Consider the following 16,382-nt stretch of genomic DNA (forward strand, 5'->3'; position numbering starts at 1 on the left):
CCTTAGTCATGAAGTCTTTCGATAGCTTTCATAAGTGGACGAATTTTTAATCTAGAGACAATACAAGAGGACCCGTTCTGAAAATGAACTAACCGATTTTCTTTATCAATTAAAGATATATTATAAGGATTTACGATAAATGATCTATGACATTGAAATAAACGTGGTTCCTGTTTAAGAATATCTGACAATTGTCCATAAAATTCAACTATGTCTCGTTTGGAATAGAGAGTCAACTTATGAGCAATTGTTGATGTTTCAATATACAATAAATCTTTAAAAGGGACTTGAATTTGAGCTTTGGATCCTGTAAATATAAAAGAGTCCTCAGATACTGTTCTTCTTTGATTATCGCTAACACTTGAAATAACATTTTCAATTCGTTTGATAAATAATGGTTCAGGTAATTCTTTATCAATGAAATCAATAGCTGATACTAAATATTCAAAAGATACAGGCATAAACTCAGAATGTGATGTTACAAAAGCAATCACTGCTTGAGAATCAAGTTTTCTAATTTCTCTAGCAACGTCTAATCCTCTTTTGTCATCATCTTTTATTTCGATATCAAGTAAAAATAATTGATGATTTCCTCTCTCTGAAATGTCCTCTAAAAGCTGTTGAGGTTTTCCATAAACCTCAAAATGCCTATACTCAATCTTATTATCCACCAAAATTTTTTTGACAATATTTTCAATTCTAGTCTGTTGTAAAAAATTATCTTCTAGTATAAAAATATTCACTACTTCACTCCTATATATTTTTCCACTGATTTTTTAATATTGTAAAGTGTCTTCTAGAACAAGCGATGTCTGATACTCTATCATCCATAAACATAATCGTTCTTGTCTCATGATTAAATCCTGCTATTTTATGTTTATTCACAAGAAATTTTCTATGGCATCTAATAAGTTCTGCTGAACTTTCCTCTTCAATTTTAGCTAGTGAGGTTGAAGCTTCAAAATTCCCTTCGGCTGTTACAAAAAGAACAGCATGAGCTTTTGTTGGGTGAGTTGTAACATAATAAATTTTAGAGAGTGGTACCTTTACTATAGCTCTATCTTGATATAAAATGTAGTCTTTCATATTTAGCCTCCTTCTATCAGTTTAATCTTATCAGAATGATGGAAATTAAATTATAAAAATCTCAAATGGTTTCTATACTATCTCAAATGGTAGAAATTTTCTTAATTTAGACATTTCATGATAAAATAGATACTTTTTAGTAACTCAATAATACTAATCTATCTTCATTTGATAAACTAATATCAAATGAAAGGAAAGCTATGAAGACAATTCAAATTTTACACTACTCTTTATTTGGCTATATTTTATCTCTGTATTTAAAATATTATTTCTTTAAAAAGAATACAAAAATTTTACAAGGACATAAGATTAACTACAAATATAAATCTTCTACTTATTTTATCATAAAATCAGGGTCTCTAACATCTAAAAAAATGAAACTCTATTTAAAATCTATCCAATTTAGTTCAAAAAAATCAGAAGTTATCATCATAGGCAGTCAGATTGATTATGATGAGCTTTATAGAAACCACTTTAGTGTGTTTGGTGTTATAGACATAACTAATAACAAATCATTAAAATATATTAAAGAAAAAATTCATTTTTACTTGGAAGAGCTCTATGAATTTAAGAAGGATAAGAGTGATTAAGTCTATGAAATAAAGTTTCAAGTCTTATAACTTTATATCCGTAATCACCTATCCATTAATTTTGATTTCTTCCTCCATATGCTAGAGTTTGATAGCAAATTATAGTTTTGTCTTAAAGTAGTCATATTTTGTCAGTCTTCTTTTTTCTGAGTTATTGAGATTGATTGGAACTTTTGAGGCTGGGCAAAATCTCAATTCCTGAAGAAAATTGAGTAAATCTTCCCACAAGAAAACGCATAATTTCAAGTTTTTCAACACCTGAGACTATGCATTTTTTAGTTCTAAAAAATTTTCGCCCACCTTAAATGGGTATTTCTACCATCTACTACTGGATTCATCATGGAAAATTGGGGGGTAACGAAACAGGATCTGCTTTACCCTAGAAAAGGAAAAGCAAACAAGAAACAAGCTAGTCCGAACTTTAAATCCGCTGGTAAATCTATCGAACAGCGTCCTGAAGCTATCAATCTGCGATTGGAGAATGAACATTATGAGATTGATACCGTTCTACTTACAAGAGAGAAAAACTACTGTTTACTTGTCTTAACGGATCGAAAGAGCAGGCATCAAATCATCCCATTGATTCGAAATAAAAGCGCTGAGGCGGTCAATCAGACTCTAAAACTCATCTTAAAACAACATCAAATTCGTTCCATAACGGTAGATAATGGAACGAATTCAACCGCTTGTATAATGTGTTTTCTAAGGAATATATCTACTTCATTGAAAATTTGATTAATTACTATCCTAAAAATGTTTGAACTAGAAGTCACCTAGAGAAGACTTGTTGCTGGCTTACTTAAACTTGTAATTTGACCTCTTATGAGTGATTAAATTACTTCAATTCCTAGTCAAAATTAATCTACTTCCATATTTTTTTCAAAGCTATCTAATATTTTAAACAGAATATGCAAATTCGTATAACCCTGATTCATCTCTAATCTACGTATCTGTTGCCAAGAATCCATATAATTCTCCCCCAAAGCTTTGCTCTCAAAAATAGCAATCATCTGGTAAGGATCATTATCTATATCATCCAATAAATTATCTACTGCTACTGTTTTGGATTCGCTAGGTAAAATCTTATCAAACAACACATGTTCAAGATTGATAGAATTAAAATGAACGGAATATGCAATGGACTTTTTCTTCACTGTCAATGAACTTTCAGACAATTCCTTAATAACAGATACTAATTTTTTGGCTTTCTTCTGCCGAATTCTTTGAACGCTATCTCTTTTAGCTGCATTTTCAAAGAGAATTTTTTTATTTACCAAATCATATTTAAAAGCATTGACACTAGCATCAATGCTATAGTCGTTAGGATTTATAAATACACCATCAGTATCTGTTACAAAAGCAACATGAACAATCTGTGAGGCAGATAATTTGCTCTTTCTTAGATAACTAAGTAATTGGTCTTTTAAAATCGTAGTTCCATTTTTCCTTTCATTTTCACTCGAAGTAAAAATATCTCCATTTTGGATATCTATCGTAATATCAGATAAATTTAATTTCTGTTTAAATTCATCTACAATTGAATCCAGGCAGTCCGCATCCGTACTTCCTTCAACAAAAATCAAGAAAACCTTTTCTTCTTTTTTACTCACCGATATACTTACCTGCCTTTCTAAGAGCACGTCGCATTTTAGATTGACTCTGCCCTTTATAAAGCTCTTCATCTGCTCCTCCAATTTGAATAGAACGTAAATATAGGTCTCGAAGGTTGTTCGTCATCTTCACTCCCTTTAGAGTGATATATCGATTTTCTCTATTTGTCGTTGAAAAACGAATTTTGCGGGTTGGTAACATTTCTAAAATTCTAAGATTATGTGAAGTGAAAACCAATTGTCCACTGGCATCATTGGAGAAGATTTCCATCAATTCACCTAATAAATATTCAAATATCCCTGAATCGATTTCATCAATAAAGGCAATAATTCCTGGTTTATTGAAGACTTCAATAAGAAAACCAATCATACTGATAATTTTTCTAATTCCTTCAGATTCATGAATTAAGGAAAAAGTTTTTCCGTTGCGTTGTGCAAGGAAATTTACATTATAGTATTGATTTTCTTGTGAATCAATCGTCGAATCTCCCACGGTCATCTTCAAGGTTAAATCAGGAATAATAACAGGAATAATTTCATTCATGTAGCGAATGGTGTCTTCATACACAGTAAGAAGTTCTTGCGGTATAGGAGTACCTCCTTTATTTAAGATTGCAGGTAGTCCACCTTGGAAAGCATGATTCTCATTTTTATAGTTAATATTGATAGGCATAGCTCCCATACCTGTCAAATTCGCATACCGCTGGGTATAAATTCGAATATGACTACAAAATTCTTCTAGAATCTGGTAGGCTTTCTTTTCTATCTCTTTACCTTCTTGCTTTTCTAATCGGTTTTTAAATTCCTGGGAAAAAAGAACAGAAGATTTAGCTCTTAGTGCAGCATCTGCTAAAACTTCTATAGCATCCTTACTTATAAACTTGGAACGTGACTTCAAGCTTCCTTCTAGTTCACCCGATTCATCTCGTTCTAAAATTGTAAACTCAAATAAACGTTTGAACTGTGTCCGTGGTCTAAATTCTTTATAAGATATTATTTCATGTGCAAGATATACATTCTGTTCCACTGTAGATTCGTCTGAAATAAACTCAGCCTCATACCTCAGTAGAAGATTATTTTCAGACTCAATTTCTATACAAATCTTTGGCAGACGCTCTTCACTCGTATTGAAAATCCCAAAACTATCTTCAGGAATAGATTTTCCTGCCATAATAGTTTTTAAAATATCCATAGCGTCCACTACTGTTGTTTTACCTGATCCATTTTGACCATAAATACCCAAAAGATTAATGTATCCATTACTATCATAAAACTTTATATTGCCATGATCTACATTTTTTATTTGTTCAATTGTCAGTTCTCTCAATTTAATTGCCATTTTCGATAACTCCTAAATATTTCAACATTATTATATCACTTTTTTATAAAGAAAAAAAGAAAAATGATATAAAAAATTCCTTTTTTGTCTTATTTTTTTAAAAAAACAAGACAAAAAGGTTTAGTTGTCTATAATAACTAAGATTCAACATATACATGGGAATGACTGTCATTAAATGTGCCAAGCCTATCAACCAGATAAGATGAAAATACAGACCTATCACCTCCCCACCCCATATAATCCGAATCATACTGGTAGCGTGATACAAGGGCGAAAACCAGGTCAGCTCACGGAGGCAAGTAGAAAAGGACTTAGCCTTGTGCAGTATAGAACTAAATCCATTGTCTAAATTATTTGTTTAACTTTTTGGGTCAATACACTTTTGGTTCTAAAAAATTTTCGACCACTTCACACAACTAACAAAAGTTATCAGTAGACTTTACTTTAAAATTTGTGTTCTAACAACCATTTCGATTAGTTAAATCTTTCAATCTTTCTTCTCCTGATTTAAGCATATCCTTCTCTACTTGATTCCATTCTCCAAATAGTAAGTCATGAAGAACGGTTACTGCTGAAGTTTTATCTTCTCCTGAATCATATACACAACTTCTATCTCGTTGGTAAATTTGAATTCTTTCAAAGATAGCTAGTTCTTCCAATTGTCGTGTATTATCAACTAAATGATTTACAATGAAATCATGATGTTCTTTTGGAGTTGCGCGTGCTTGATTTGGATTGATAGCGTACAGTTCTTCGTATCGGATAAGAGTGCTCAGATAGGACAGCTTAGGCTTTGTCGCAATTAAGTCTAATTGTACTTCATATCCCTTATTTTTCAATAGTTGTGCTGTTTTCTTTGGAACATCAATTGTCCGTAAAGTTCCCTCAATCAAAAGATTGTATCCCAAATGACTCAATTCTCTTACTAAAGACTCTACCATTTTTCCTGCAAAATCTTTGGTGTATTCTACACTGTCTTTGCCATATTCTTGCTGAAGTTCTAAATAGTGTGGATGCTGAGAACGAAAACTATCTCCATCTATGATAACAATATTTCCTTGAAATTCTTTCTGTTTAATACGATGAATTGTAGTCTTACCGGCACCACTTTGCCCTCCAAGCAAAATCGCTATAGGTTGCTTACTGGACTTTTTTCCTCTTGTCAGAGAGCGAAGGTTTCGCTCTAAACCCTGTTTGAATTCACTATCGGTATAATCTTGGATTTCCATTAGGCTACCATCCGTTTTTCAGATATCTCTAAGATACGTTCAATTCCATCCAAATAGCCGCTATATCTCTCTATTTCATCAAAAGTTTCTACTAAATAGATATTCGTATGAATCAAGTCAGATAGATCATCACTCATTAAAATCCAAGGATTAGATTCATCATCAATGCTAATTCCCTGGTTATCTTGATAACGATAGAGTCGAGATAAAAGATTAGCACCTCTTTCTTTCACAATTTCAATTTTTAAAGTCAATTCATAGTCTTCAACAGGATTAAGCATTTTATCTTCTCCTACAATATCGACATAAGATACATTAAACTTCTGACAAATGATGTCTATTAATTCGGTAGAGACTGAACTCGTTCCATTTTCATAACGACTCAGACTATTTCGTGAAATACCTACAATCCGTGCAAATTCGTGTTGTGTTAAGTCATGTGTTTTACGTAAGGATTTTATGTTCTTTCCAATCATGGCAAACTCCTTTATTTTTATAATTCAATTATAGCATAAAAAAGCATAACGCACCAAAATTGGTGCGTTATCGACTATTTTTCCTAAATCTCTCTAAATTCTTCTCCAATTGTTCCTTATGAAGTTGATTTTTAGCTTCCTTTAATGTGTCGTCCAAAGTTTCTTCTCTATAAGTTGATTCTGTTTTTAGTTGTTCTGATCCTTGATCTGGAGTGAAAATGATATCTAGCAGTCGGTCTATTTTTTCAAGATCTTGGACAGACATATCAGATAGTCTATGAATTAGCTTCTTAAATACATCACTATTGTCTTGATTTTTCTTAAAAAATGTTGTAAACATCTATAACCTCTCAAAAAAAGCAGCCTCTTAAGACTGCTTAGTGTAATTCTGAAATCGCATCATAAATGGACTGCAATTTCTTATTGTCTTTATTCTTTGTGTCAATCAACGTATGTAGCTCTTCAATTTTCTTTTGACTACTTTGAATATCGCTATTGTTATCTGCAATCAGTCTTTTAAGATGTTGCTGGTAACTTGTAGTGATATCTGTCTCTTTTCCTGTTCTAACCTCTGTAACTTTGGGTTTAGAACTAGAATTTGATTCAGTAACAGGTGCTTGTTTGCGCTTTTGAAAAGCTGCTTCATAATTTACATCATTACCTCCTTGATGATTTCCAAATAAGGCCGCAATTTTATCTGGATCTTCTTGATTTTCTGATTTACTTTCTAATGGTTGATTAAAATTCCAATCTTTTGTCATTCACTCATTTCATCCTTTCTAAATTCAGAATCATCGAATTGTCTTTCTTTACCAAAGGCATGGTCAAGAGCTTCTTCAAAACTCATGTGACTAATGCTTTGACGCTTTTTGAACGTCGCAAACATCGCTGTCTCCAGTTGCTCTTTATAAGCAGCTAGTTTTTCTGTCTCTCTTGCTACCTTACTTTCTTGCCTAGTGACCTTTTCTTCTAAGCGTTCAATAATGGTCATATACTATCCTCCTTCATTCTAATATTAGCTAAAACATCTTGATCTTGTTATCACAATTCTAAACATTGAGAGGTTTGTCTTACTGGTGGATTTCCAAATGTCTCTTTTACAGTCTCAAGCTTAAATTGAAAATCTGATTTCTTTTCTCGAAGAATATCGTTCCAGTCTCTTTTTTCTTTCCCATATTCATTATCAGGTAAATCCAGTAAAACAGGAAATCCTGATCTAGATAACTTATCAGAAAAATCTTTACCTGCATCATCACAATCTACCGCAAGTGTCAATAAATCAGGATGATTATCAAAATAGCTGGTGGTATCACGAATTGTATTGATCAAAGGCAATAACTTTGAAGGTATTACTGTATCTAAAAATTCCAACTTCTGATTTTCTTCAGCTATCAGTCGTAAAGTTTGATAAGCAACAACGGACCTTTTTAATCCCTCCATAGATACCAAACGAACATCAGTTAGACTTTGTTGATGAAGTTCGTAATAGCTCATCAAGTCGATGAACGATTCACAAAAGACCAGTCTATTTGGTTTACCAATGTCAAAGGATATTCCAATATGTCCATGGCTTCCTTTTAGAATCGTTTTTAACCTCTTTCTAGAAAGAGCGGGATTCTTATAAATCCCTTGTAGGCTTGCTGCCTGCAACTTATGACGATGATCAAAGCTTTTAAACACAATAACAGGTTCAACTGTTTCATTTGTCTTCCAGCTGGTTTGTGCTATCAAACCTTGTTGTATCATCTTTTGTACGATTTCTTCTGAAATTCCTCTACATTCTGTTAAATAATATCTGGCCAGACTACAGTTAGAATCTTCTATTCTCTTTAAAGGATAATAAAATGGTCTCTCTCTTTTTTCTTGAACAGCTTCTTTTTGAAAAGGTTCTTCAGAAAGAAAGGCTAGAGCTTCTTTAAAGGAAATTCCCTTAACAAGTCGAACAAAATCAATGACATCACCTTGAATATCTCTTGAAAACCATTTAAAAGTATTGGTAGTTGAAAAAATCCGAAATGAATCGTGTTCAGGATGTTCATAGACACTGCTCGAAACTTGTTTAAAGGAGATACCTAAACGATTGGCTACATCAAGAATTGAAATTTGCTTACATTCTTCTATTTCCATGCAATATCATCATTTTGTCGTAGTATTTGGCAGTGATGGTATTGATGATGATTCTTCTAAAGTTTTAGGAGTGGCCTTATCTAAATCATCTAACCCAGATTTCCAAACCTGTACTTGATTGACCAATAACTTACCAGGTAGTTTAGAATAGGACAATTTAACAGTTCTTGTTTCTGTCTGATTGGTCTTTGATTGGTTGGCATTCTTTAAATCAGATACATAGGTTACATTATAAGAGACAATGGCAATGGCTTGATTCGTAGTCTGATTGACAAAGATATCTGCTTTTTCAAAATGATAATCCAAAATATAGTCCTTATAAACTTGGTTCATGGCATCATTTTGACTTGACAATTCTTGAGAATAAGCTGATTCAGTCATATAAGGTTGAATACGTGTATTATTTTCCCCTAGTTTTTCTTTCGTATAATACTGTGTTAAAAATTCTTTTACAGTATCCGATGACAAAATGGTAGCTTTATCTTCTGCTTGTTTATCCTCTACAAGTTTAGCTGCAGCCAATTCGATTTCTTTGCGACTTTGTTTAGCAGTAGAATGTTGACCAGCAGTATATCCCATCATGAGAATAAAGCTAGTTGCGGCTACTGCTCCAACACTAATTAAGGCTTTAGTTTTGACTTTATTTAACATCTTAGACCTTCTTTCTATAAAAACTAGGTCAAGAATAACAAAAAGAACTTGTAAGTTTTATCACATCACAACGAAAGGTAATTCCTACATTTCAGGCGAAAAATCGTACAGTTCAGAGAAAAATATCAAAATTAGCTGTCTTCAGTTTATAATATAAATATGAACAAATTAAAAGAAGAAAATTTGAGAAGAGCTCTTTCTCATATTGAACGCCATAAACAAGCCATAAATACAAGTAATAATAGTGAGGATAATGATTTTCATAAATTATTACTCCAATTTAGCTATGATGTATATGAAAGAATCAAGGCAAATAAAAAACCCTATCCGAATTTAGATTCAGATAAAGTTTTTTAACCATCTAACAAGTTTACATACTTTCCTTAGTTTTGGAGTTTATGAAACGCCAACTGAATCCTAGAACCAACATCAGATTGATGAAAAGGTACACAGCCGTAAAACTAGTTAAACCATGTTGCCTGATATCATCAAAGTATAAAGTCGGTTCAGTAAAGAACAAATAAATTCCATAGACCTCCACGAAAATAAGAAAACTGATAAAACCAATAAGGAAAAGTCCACTGGCAATAAGAAAGAGTCTCCATAAAAGAATGAGAATTCCTCCTACTGCTAAAAAAATTACTGGGATAAGGAGTAAATCATTCATGACTTTCTCCTTCCTAATCAATCAATTGACGATAATGGGTGGCAAGAGAGGAATCAAATTCCTCTAGCTTTTGAACTAAGTCCAAATACTCCTCTTTTTCATGCTCTTCAAAGTCCACACCTCGATGATTCTGAAGAGAGATTTCCAATTGGCTAGTGAGTTCTCGTATAGAAAAGCTGTAATCCCCCGTCACTTCCTCATAATGTTCTTTTAACTCCTTGTAGGCTTGGTATTCTTCAGGCGTTTGAAATCCCTGTACCAAAGCCTCTTCTAATTGATAATAGGTATCTTCCATCATAATCGTTACCTCGTTTCTTTCTATCTTTATTCTACCGCGCTTTTCATTTCTTGTCCGCTATTTGTATCTATTTTTTAATCCAATTCAAAAGAAAGTTGTTCCTGTTTTTCGTTTCCTTTTTCATGGAATTGTCTTAAGGCTTGATCTATAATATCTAAATCCGTTTCTGTTTCAATCAATGGCGCGAGTACATCGTATTCGGCCTTTTTAGTTTGATAATCCTCTTCCTTTGGAAAATTTTTCTCAATTTCTACCTCAGCAGTAGTCCATTTATCCTTTAATTCATCTAATAAGTTCTGAGTTTTCACTTGGTCCTCTTTAATATGATCAATCGTATGTTGGAGCCTTTGAATTGTCCCCAAAGGAGAATACAAATCTAAACTGACAGAATATTGATTTTCTCCTACAATCTTAACAGAGAAGGTTTCAGGAAGAGGTTGATTTGTTGGAAGACTAAGCATTTTAATGTCAAATCCTCGATAACTTGCCAGGGTACGGAATTCTTTGCTGTCAGATTGATTATGACGGATAAGACGGTGTAGGGATTCCCCTGCTTCAGCTCGTTGGTCAAAAGCTTGCTTGCCTATCGTCATAGAAAATGCCTGGTCTTTCGACATTTCAGACTGTTGAATGTCGCCTTCATACTTGCTTAATCGTTTCTCAAGAATGGGCATATTTTCTTCACAGTAAGAGATTGTATGACGATAGTGATCCTTGCTGCGTTGAAAGGCGCGTCTTTGATTTTCTAATAGAGTTAGATCATTCTCTAGTTCCATCTTATATTTGAGATAAGGATTACCTGTTGCTAGTGCCTTAAAATCAGAAGCTGTCATAGTCTGCTCATCAATGTCTTCTGCAGCACGAATCGGCTCCTTAGAAGTCATAATTTGCTTAATATAACGGAGTTTGTTCTCCTGAGTTGCCCATAGATAATTATCAAACGAACCTTTGGTAATATAGTGGTAAATATCCACTTCCTTGTTTTCATTTCCCTGTCGGATAATCCGTCCATTGCGCTGCTGAATGTCACTTGGTCTCCACGGTACATCCAGATGATGAACTGCTTTCATCTTGCTCTGAACATTTAAACCTGTTCCTCCTTTTTCAGTTGAGGCAAGGAGAATCCGCACCTCTCCTGCATTGACCTTTCGAGACAAACTATTCTTCTTTTCATCACTATTGGCATCATGTACAAAGGCAATTTCCTTACTAGGGACTCCTCTATCAACTAATAAAGCCTTAATCTCAGAATAAACATCAAAGCCATTATCTTTTTTCTTAGGTGTGCCAATATCTGAAAAAATCATCTGAGTAGCCTTATTTTCCATTCCCTCACGATAAATTCTTTCAACATTATCCACTACCTGAAGCAGTTTATGATTATCTGCTAGACTATAACTAGAGTCCAATAAACGCATATCAATTGCTAGTTTTCGTGCCTCACCCGTAATTTTTAACATGTTATCCTGACTCGGATCAACTGTTCCACATTTGACCATATCTGACCTCATAACCAATTCTTCTAGATAGAGTTTCTGGTTTTCAGTTAACTCACTCTCAATAGGGATAATATGAGCTTCTGGAACAGGTAAATCCAACATATCTTGTGTTTGAATGTCGGCTGTTTCTTTATAGATTTTCATCAACTCAGGTAGATTGACAAACTTTTTAAATCGTTTCTTAGGTTGGTACTTATCCCCTGTAGGAGCTAATTCCATAGAGTTTTGAATTTCTCCAAAAGCACCTACCCAAGAGTCAAAATAATCAACTTGATAGCGTTTTAAGATATCCGGTTGAATGTAGTTCATCATAGTATACAACTCACTAATAGAATTGGAAACAGGTGTTCCTGTCGCAAAGACAATATTTTTAAAATCATGTTCTTCCTGAATCTGTCGAACCTTCATCTCCATATCCACATTCTTCTTAGAAGTTGTATTAGTAATCCCTGCTACATTCCCAAGTCCAGTAATTGGACGAATATTTTTAAAGTGATGTGCTTCATCCACAAAGAGAAAATCAATTCCTAAGTTCTCAAAATCAATAAAACTATCACGATTAAAGCGTTGGAGTTCTTCCAATTGTTTCTCTAGACCACTTATTGATTGCTCCGCTTCTTTAACGGTATACTTGTTTTCAGAATGTGTTTTAATCTCTCGTAGTTCATTGAGTTTATCCTCAATATAGTTCATCTGTCTTTCTTTACTGACAGGGATTTTTTCAAATTGAGAATCCCCAATGACAATGGCATCGTAATCTCCTGTAATAATACGTGACACAAATTGTTTTCTTCTCGCCTTCACAAAATCTTTCTTAGTAGTCACAAAGACCTTTTTAGTAGGGAAAAATTTCATGATCTCTTGGCCAAATTGAGCAGACAAACTAGAGGGCACCACATACAAGGGCTTATGAACCATCCCCAACTCCTTTAATTTAAACCCAGCACCAAGCATGGTCAAGGTCTTTCCTGAACCTACCTCATGAGCTAATAAAGCTCTTTTTTCTTCTACGATTCTTTGAATGGCATTCTCTTGATGAGGGCGAAGGCTGATGTTTTGTGCCAAGCCATCAATGACTAGATGGCTACCGTCATACTCTCGACTAACTGTTCGATTATAAAGACGATTATAGCTTTCCTCAATGACTTGTTGGACTTCTGGATACCGTGAGACAAATTCTTGAAAGAGCTCTTGTAAATGCTGCTCTTTCGCTCTTAGAACAGAAGTTTTTTCCAAATCTGTGATGGTCTTTTTCTTTTCTCCTTCCGTAATAGTCATGGTAATAGTAGGTTGGTTCGAATTAAGTAAATTCTCAAAAATCTTTCTTCCTGTATCATAACGTGACCCACTGACTCCAAGACTACTATCTTTGGCACTTGGATAGCGATAAGCAAATGATGTCCTTAAATGAACCTGCCCATCAACAGGATTCACTTCAATGACTTGTTCTACATCAGGCGAAGACAATTCAAATTCACGATTGGTAAAACATTCAAAGGCAAATTTACCATAAACGGATTGAGGGATCCAACGTGACCCTATTTTGAACTCAATATCTGCCAGATGAATCCGCGGAGGGCGAACAGATTCTAACAAATCTAAAGCGTGGTTCCAATCATATTCTTGGTTGTTTTCCTCCACTAATAGTTGAACTACTTCTATCTTGTTGAGAATATCTCCTGACAAAAACTGGTTCTTAGAAAGATATTTTCTTTCTCCTCTTAAATATCTTTCGGGATCTATTAAAATCTGGTCACCTAACTCATCTAAAATAGCAGCTTGGCTATGTTCGGGATAAATTGATACCATATAGTCTAAATCAACCCCTCTACCATCCGATAAACTAGAGTTTAAGGCATCTAGAGCAGTTGAAACTCTTGCAATCACTCTCTCTGGCCTAACCAATGCTTTCTCAAAGGCTAAAGATTTTTTATATTTTACTTTCTGATCTTTAGAATCAATGTATTCATCTTCTAAACTTGCTAGTAAAGAATACTTATCGTCACTATCAAATAAGTTCCGATTAACGGAGGCATTCAAGTATCCAAATTGACTTACAAAGCGGTCATAGTCACGATTGAGTTTACTAAGTAATACCTGAAAATCTGTCCGACTATAATCTTGATGACGTTGAATTTCAATTAAGGATTGATAGGTCTCTCTCAAATCAACCATGCCCTTAATGCGACCAATATCCTTATCCGATAAGGGACTTTCATAAAAGACAGTTTTTTTGAACAGTCCCTTATATTTCCCTCTTTTACTCGCTTCTTCTGACTTGTAAACATCTAGTGCTTCCTCATCTGTCAAATGAAGTTGCACAAATCGATCTATTTTATGTTCAGACAAAGAACTGTCCCAAGCTTTAAAATCTCCATTCTCATCTACATAATAACTAATTTCGTCTACTTTTGAACTGTTCCGAATGCCATGCGTATCTCGGTAATAAATTTGATTTCCCTCGTATCCAAAAGAATAGAGCGCTAAGTCCTCACGTATACGACTTGGGATAGAATTATCCACTTCTTCTTGGATAAAAACAGGTGCTTTCAAAGAATTGTCAATTTGTTTAAGTGCTTCCACATTCTCTAATGCTTTCATTATGTCAGTAGCTAATGTTTCTGATACCCCCTTAACATTGAGAGTACCTCCATTAAAATTACGTACCTCATATTCACCCAAAACTTGTGTATTGTATTTCCCATCAAAATATGGATTGATCCAGACACGCTTATCCTCCTCAAAGGGAATAGAACCATTAAAAACAAGTTCCTCTTCATTAAGATTCTTTGCTTGGTCCTTTTGAAAGAAGAGGAGATCTGTAGTCACTCGGGTACCTGCAATCTTTTTAAAAGCCGTATCTGGCAACCGAACTCCCCCTAAAAAATGAGTGTTGGATTTAATCTCTTGTAAGACATTATCTGTCCGCTTATTCATTGTGCCAATAGATGAGATAATCGACACTTGTCCTCCGTCTCTTACTAAATCAAGTGAGTGTTTGACAAAGTAGTCGTGAATCATATAAGGTTTATCATAGTTTTTATCGGCAATGCGAAAATTTCCAAAAGGAACATTCGTTAAGACTAAATCAAAACTATTATTTTGATAGGGAACTTCTTCAAATCCTCGCACTTCAATATGGGTATTGGGGTGGAGTTGTTTTGCGATTGCGCCTGTCACACTGTCTAATTCAACCCCATAGAGTTCTGATTTATCTCGTATACTTCTAGGCATAGCCGCAAAGAAGTTCCCAGTTCCCATAGAAGGATCTAATATCCTTCCTCCCTCAAAACCATCATCCAGTAACTTTTGCCAAATCTGGCGAATAATCATTGGGTCTGTATAATAGGCTGTGAGAGAACTTTGTTTCATAGTGGAGTATTCTGATTTACTTACTAAACTCTTAAGAGTTAAACGTTCTGTTTCATACTTTGGATTGAGTTCATCAAAAAATTCATTGGCAAGGCCACCCCATCCGACATACTTGGCTAGTAGTTCTTGTTCTTCTGGATTTGCTTGTCGTCTCTCTTTTTCTAATCTTTTAACAAGTTCAATTGCGGCGATATTCGTTTCAATTTTTTCTCGATTTGTCTTAGGATAAAAGTCCTCTAAATCATCTGGAAAAACAAAATCTTGAACAGGAATATCCAACTCTTCTACACTTGAAATAAGTGGTGTTGATTCTGTTTCCTTATCTTTTTCCTTTTCTTCTTCCAGGTAGGAAAACAAATCTATTTCCTGATTTTCACTTGATGAATCAATCTCTGAATCTTCTTTTTCAAGTTCTACGATAGACAATACTTGTTCAATCTCTTCTAAACTGTTCAAGTATAAGATAGGACTTTCTTCAAATAACTGGTTGGAATCATTGAATAGCTCTAGGCGAACTAAGTTATTTAACTGTGCATTTTCAATCGAAACCAACTGAAATACTTGTCCTTTATAACTTACTTGTGAACCGATTGGATATTCCCTCAAAGCTTCTTCTACAATTTTATCGACATTAGAAAAAGAGTTCGTTTCTTCCGTTTCCTGTTCAACATCACTTGAAGGAGACAAAGATTCCTCTACTTGATTAGACTTTTTTCTTATAGCCTTTACTTCATCAAAATGAGTAATAATCTTCAGCTTTTGTGTCAGTGGGAGTTGTGTGTAGTTTTCTTCATGATGGACAAGATCCGTCACGGTATCTAAAGTAGCCATCAATTCTGAACCCAAATAAGCTAGAACATCTCCCTCTTTTTCTTCAAAATGAATCTCAATAACTTCTTTTTTAAGCTCTTTTGAGTCAACCATTAGAAGAAATTCCTCTATATCTCTACTAATACGGTCAGATAGATTATTCGCAACCCGATAGACATTGACTAAATTGACATCCTGATTTTGATGAAATACAAGCTCACTTAATGGTTCTAACTTCTCTTTTTCAGATTGGATGTAAAATCGAGTGGAAAGATTATAGGTTGCGACTTCTAGCACCAAGTTTTTCTCAAAATTACTTAATTGAGATAATTTACTTAGACCTGCTTGTCCAAAATTTCTTGTGTAACTTTCTAGATCTTGGTCATTATTTTCAGAACTGGCCTCTAGGAAAGAAATAATATCTTGATGAAACGAATACACATGAGGTATCTCTTTTATCTTGCCCTCTTCAGCCCAAAAACTCTCTACCAAGTCTTGCCATTTCTCATCAAAATGTTGCGCTTGATAACGAAGAAATAGGCCCATTTTCTCCCTATCTTTTGGAATTGTTCCACGAAACATAGCCAATAATTGCATTACTTCCATACTCGCTCCTTTCATCTATACG

General features: G+C 34.1%; 16 protein-coding genes and 1 pseudogene. 3 read left to right on the forward strand and 14 right to left on the reverse strand.

Annotation, left to right across the window (positions count from 1 at the left end; genetic code table 11):
* Positions 1-2: 2 nt before the first annotated feature.
* Together ACORHU_RS04830 and ACORHU_RS04835 are read right to left on the reverse strand one after the other, a co-directional pair.
* The gene (locus ACORHU_RS04830; protein ID WP_001019940.1) at positions 3-743 is read right to left on the reverse strand and encodes a response regulator transcription factor; all 741 of its coding nucleotides are present in this window, start codon (positions 741-743) and stop codon (positions 3-5) included.
* A 10-nt stretch (positions 744-753) separates the two neighbouring features.
* A complete protein-coding gene (locus ACORHU_RS04835) occupies positions 754-1,086 on the reverse strand; it encodes a LytTR family transcriptional regulator DNA-binding domain-containing protein (protein ID WP_000656275.1) in 333 nt (110 codons plus the stop codon).
* A 200-nt stretch (positions 1,087-1,286) separates the two neighbouring features.
* On the opposite strand from ACORHU_RS04835, the gene ACORHU_RS04840 reads away from it, so the two are divergent.
* Together ACORHU_RS04840 and ACORHU_RS04845 are read left to right on the forward strand one after the other, a co-directional pair.
* The gene (locus ACORHU_RS04840; RefSeq protein WP_000849422.1) at positions 1,287-1,676 is read left to right on the forward strand and encodes a hypothetical protein; all 390 of its coding nucleotides are present in this window, start codon (positions 1,287-1,289) and stop codon (positions 1,674-1,676) included.
* Positions 1,677-1,981: 305 nt separating this feature from the next.
* Positions 1,982-2,398, forward strand: a pseudogene (locus ACORHU_RS04845) (IS30 family transposase); the annotation flags it as partial.
* A gap of 135 nt (positions 2,399-2,533) precedes the next feature.
* Here ACORHU_RS04845 and ACORHU_RS04850 read toward each other — a convergent pair.
* The 9 genes from ACORHU_RS04850 to ACORHU_RS04890 all read right to left on the reverse strand — a co-directional run bounded on the left by ACORHU_RS04850 (position 2,534) and on the right by ACORHU_RS04890 (position 9,108).
* Complete coding sequence (locus ACORHU_RS04850; protein WP_004248111.1) at positions 2,534-3,286, reverse strand: hypothetical protein; 753 nt, start codon at positions 3,284-3,286, stop codon at positions 2,534-2,536.
* Positions 3,279-4,625: an ATP-binding protein gene (locus ACORHU_RS04855; protein WP_000985608.1), complete on the reverse strand. Its 1,347-nt coding sequence runs from the start codon at positions 4,623-4,625 to the stop codon at positions 3,279-3,281. Before ACORHU_RS04855 ends, ACORHU_RS04850 begins: the two co-directional genes overlap by 8 nt.
* Positions 4,626-5,083: 458 nt before the next feature.
* Positions 5,084-5,854 (reverse strand): type II toxin-antitoxin system toxin PezT, encoded by a 771-nt coding sequence (gene pezT / locus ACORHU_RS04860; protein WP_434365118.1) that lies wholly within the window; start codon positions 5,852-5,854, stop codon positions 5,084-5,086.
* Positions 5,854-6,330, reverse strand: coding sequence for a type II toxin-antitoxin system antitoxin PezA (pezA, locus tag ACORHU_RS04865; RefSeq protein WP_414337617.1), 477 nt, complete (start codon positions 6,328-6,330; stop codon positions 5,854-5,856). The genes pezT and pezA overlap by 1 nt, the downstream gene beginning before the upstream one ends.
* Before the next feature lie 67 nt (positions 6,331-6,397).
* Positions 6,398-6,670, reverse strand: coding sequence for a hypothetical protein (locus ACORHU_RS04870; RefSeq protein ID WP_434365120.1), 273 nt, complete (start codon positions 6,668-6,670; stop codon positions 6,398-6,400).
* A gap of 37 nt (positions 6,671-6,707) precedes the next feature.
* Positions 6,708-7,091, reverse strand: coding sequence for a DUF5945 family protein (locus ACORHU_RS04875; protein ID WP_002933294.1), 384 nt, complete (start codon positions 7,089-7,091; stop codon positions 6,708-6,710).
* Positions 7,088-7,321 (reverse strand): DUF5965 family protein, encoded by a 234-nt coding sequence (locus tag ACORHU_RS04880; RefSeq protein WP_261053725.1) that lies wholly within the window; start codon positions 7,319-7,321, stop codon positions 7,088-7,090. The genes ACORHU_RS04875 and ACORHU_RS04880 overlap by 4 nt, the downstream gene beginning before the upstream one ends.
* Positions 7,322-7,371: 50 nt before the next feature.
* Positions 7,372-8,457: a DUF3991 domain-containing protein gene (locus ACORHU_RS04885; RefSeq protein ID WP_434365123.1), complete on the reverse strand. Its 1,086-nt coding sequence runs from the start codon at positions 8,455-8,457 to the stop codon at positions 7,372-7,374.
* Between the two features lie 9 nt (positions 8,458-8,466).
* A complete protein-coding gene (locus ACORHU_RS04890) occupies positions 8,467-9,108 on the reverse strand; it encodes a peptidylprolyl isomerase (protein WP_434365125.1) in 642 nt (213 codons plus the stop codon).
* A 159-nt stretch (positions 9,109-9,267) separates the two neighbouring features.
* On the opposite strand from ACORHU_RS04890, the gene ACORHU_RS04895 reads away from it, so the two are divergent.
* The gene (locus tag ACORHU_RS04895) at positions 9,268-9,465 is read left to right on the forward strand and encodes a hypothetical protein (protein WP_001841477.1); all 198 of its coding nucleotides are present in this window, start codon (positions 9,268-9,270) and stop codon (positions 9,463-9,465) included.
* Between the two features lie 13 nt (positions 9,466-9,478).
* On the opposite strand, the gene ACORHU_RS04900 is transcribed toward ACORHU_RS04895, so the two are convergent.
* From ACORHU_RS04900 to ACORHU_RS04910, 3 genes are all read right to left on the reverse strand, one after another.
* On the reverse strand, positions 9,479-9,775 hold the full coding sequence (locus ACORHU_RS04900; protein WP_000998893.1) for a DUF5966 family protein: 297 nt from the start codon (positions 9,773-9,775) through the stop codon (positions 9,479-9,481).
* Between the two features lie 13 nt (positions 9,776-9,788).
* On the reverse strand, positions 9,789-10,073 hold the full coding sequence (locus ACORHU_RS04905) for a DUF5962 family protein (protein ID WP_000969636.1): 285 nt from the start codon (positions 10,071-10,073) through the stop codon (positions 9,789-9,791).
* A gap of 74 nt (positions 10,074-10,147) precedes the next feature.
* Positions 10,148-16,360, reverse strand: a complete 6,213-nt coding sequence (locus ACORHU_RS04910; RefSeq protein ID WP_434365127.1) for a DEAD/DEAH box helicase family protein — start codon at positions 16,358-16,360, stop codon at positions 10,148-10,150.
* Between the last annotated feature and the right edge of the window lie 22 nt (positions 16,361-16,382).

The sequence above is a fragment of the Streptococcus sp. KHUD_015 genome, assembly GCF_051106265.1.
Lineage (GTDB): Bacteria > Bacillota > Bacilli > Lactobacillales > Streptococcaceae > Streptococcus.

Excerpts from the sequence above, each read along its gene's own strand:
- ACORHU_RS04835 (WP_000656275.1), bottom strand. The coding sequence starts at position 1,086 with ATGAAAGACTACATTTTATATCAAGATAGAGCTATAGTAAAGGTACCA.
- ACORHU_RS04840 (WP_000849422.1), top strand. The coding sequence starts at position 1,287 with ATGAAGACAATTCAAATTTTACACTACTCTTTATTTGGCTATATTTTA.
- ACORHU_RS04855 (WP_000985608.1), bottom strand. The coding sequence starts at position 4,625 with ATGGCAATTAAATTGAGAGAACTGACAATTGAACAAATAAAAAATGTA.
- pezT (WP_434365118.1), bottom strand. The coding sequence starts at position 5,854 with ATGGAAATCCAAGATTATACCGATAGTGAATTCAAACAGGGTTTAGAG.
- pezA (WP_414337617.1), bottom strand. The coding sequence starts at position 6,330 with ATGATTGGAAAGAACATAAAATCCTTACGTAAAACACATGACTTAACA.
- ACORHU_RS04870 (WP_434365120.1), bottom strand. The coding sequence starts at position 6,670 with ATGTTTACAACATTTTTTAAGAAAAATCAAGACAATAGTGATGTATTT.
- ACORHU_RS04875 (WP_002933294.1), bottom strand. The coding sequence starts at position 7,091 with ATGACAAAAGATTGGAATTTTAATCAACCATTAGAAAGTAAATCAGAA.
- ACORHU_RS04880 (WP_261053725.1), bottom strand. The coding sequence starts at position 7,321 with ATGACCATTATTGAACGCTTAGAAGAAAAGGTCACTAGGCAAGAAAGT.
- ACORHU_RS04885 (WP_434365123.1), bottom strand. The coding sequence starts at position 8,457 with ATGGAAATAGAAGAATGTAAGCAAATTTCAATTCTTGATGTAGCCAAT.
- ACORHU_RS04890 (WP_434365125.1), bottom strand. The coding sequence starts at position 9,108 with ATGTTAAATAAAGTCAAAACTAAAGCCTTAATTAGTGTTGGAGCAGTA.
- ACORHU_RS04895 (WP_001841477.1), top strand. The coding sequence starts at position 9,268 with ATGAACAAATTAAAAGAAGAAAATTTGAGAAGAGCTCTTTCTCATATT.
- ACORHU_RS04900 (WP_000998893.1), bottom strand. The coding sequence starts at position 9,775 with ATGAATGATTTACTCCTTATCCCAGTAATTTTTTTAGCAGTAGGAGGA.
- ACORHU_RS04905 (WP_000969636.1), bottom strand. The coding sequence starts at position 10,073 with ATGATGGAAGATACCTATTATCAATTAGAAGAGGCTTTGGTACAGGGA.
- ACORHU_RS04910 (WP_434365127.1), bottom strand. The coding sequence starts at position 16,360 with ATGGAAGTAATGCAATTATTGGCTATGTTTCGTGGAACAATTCCAAAA.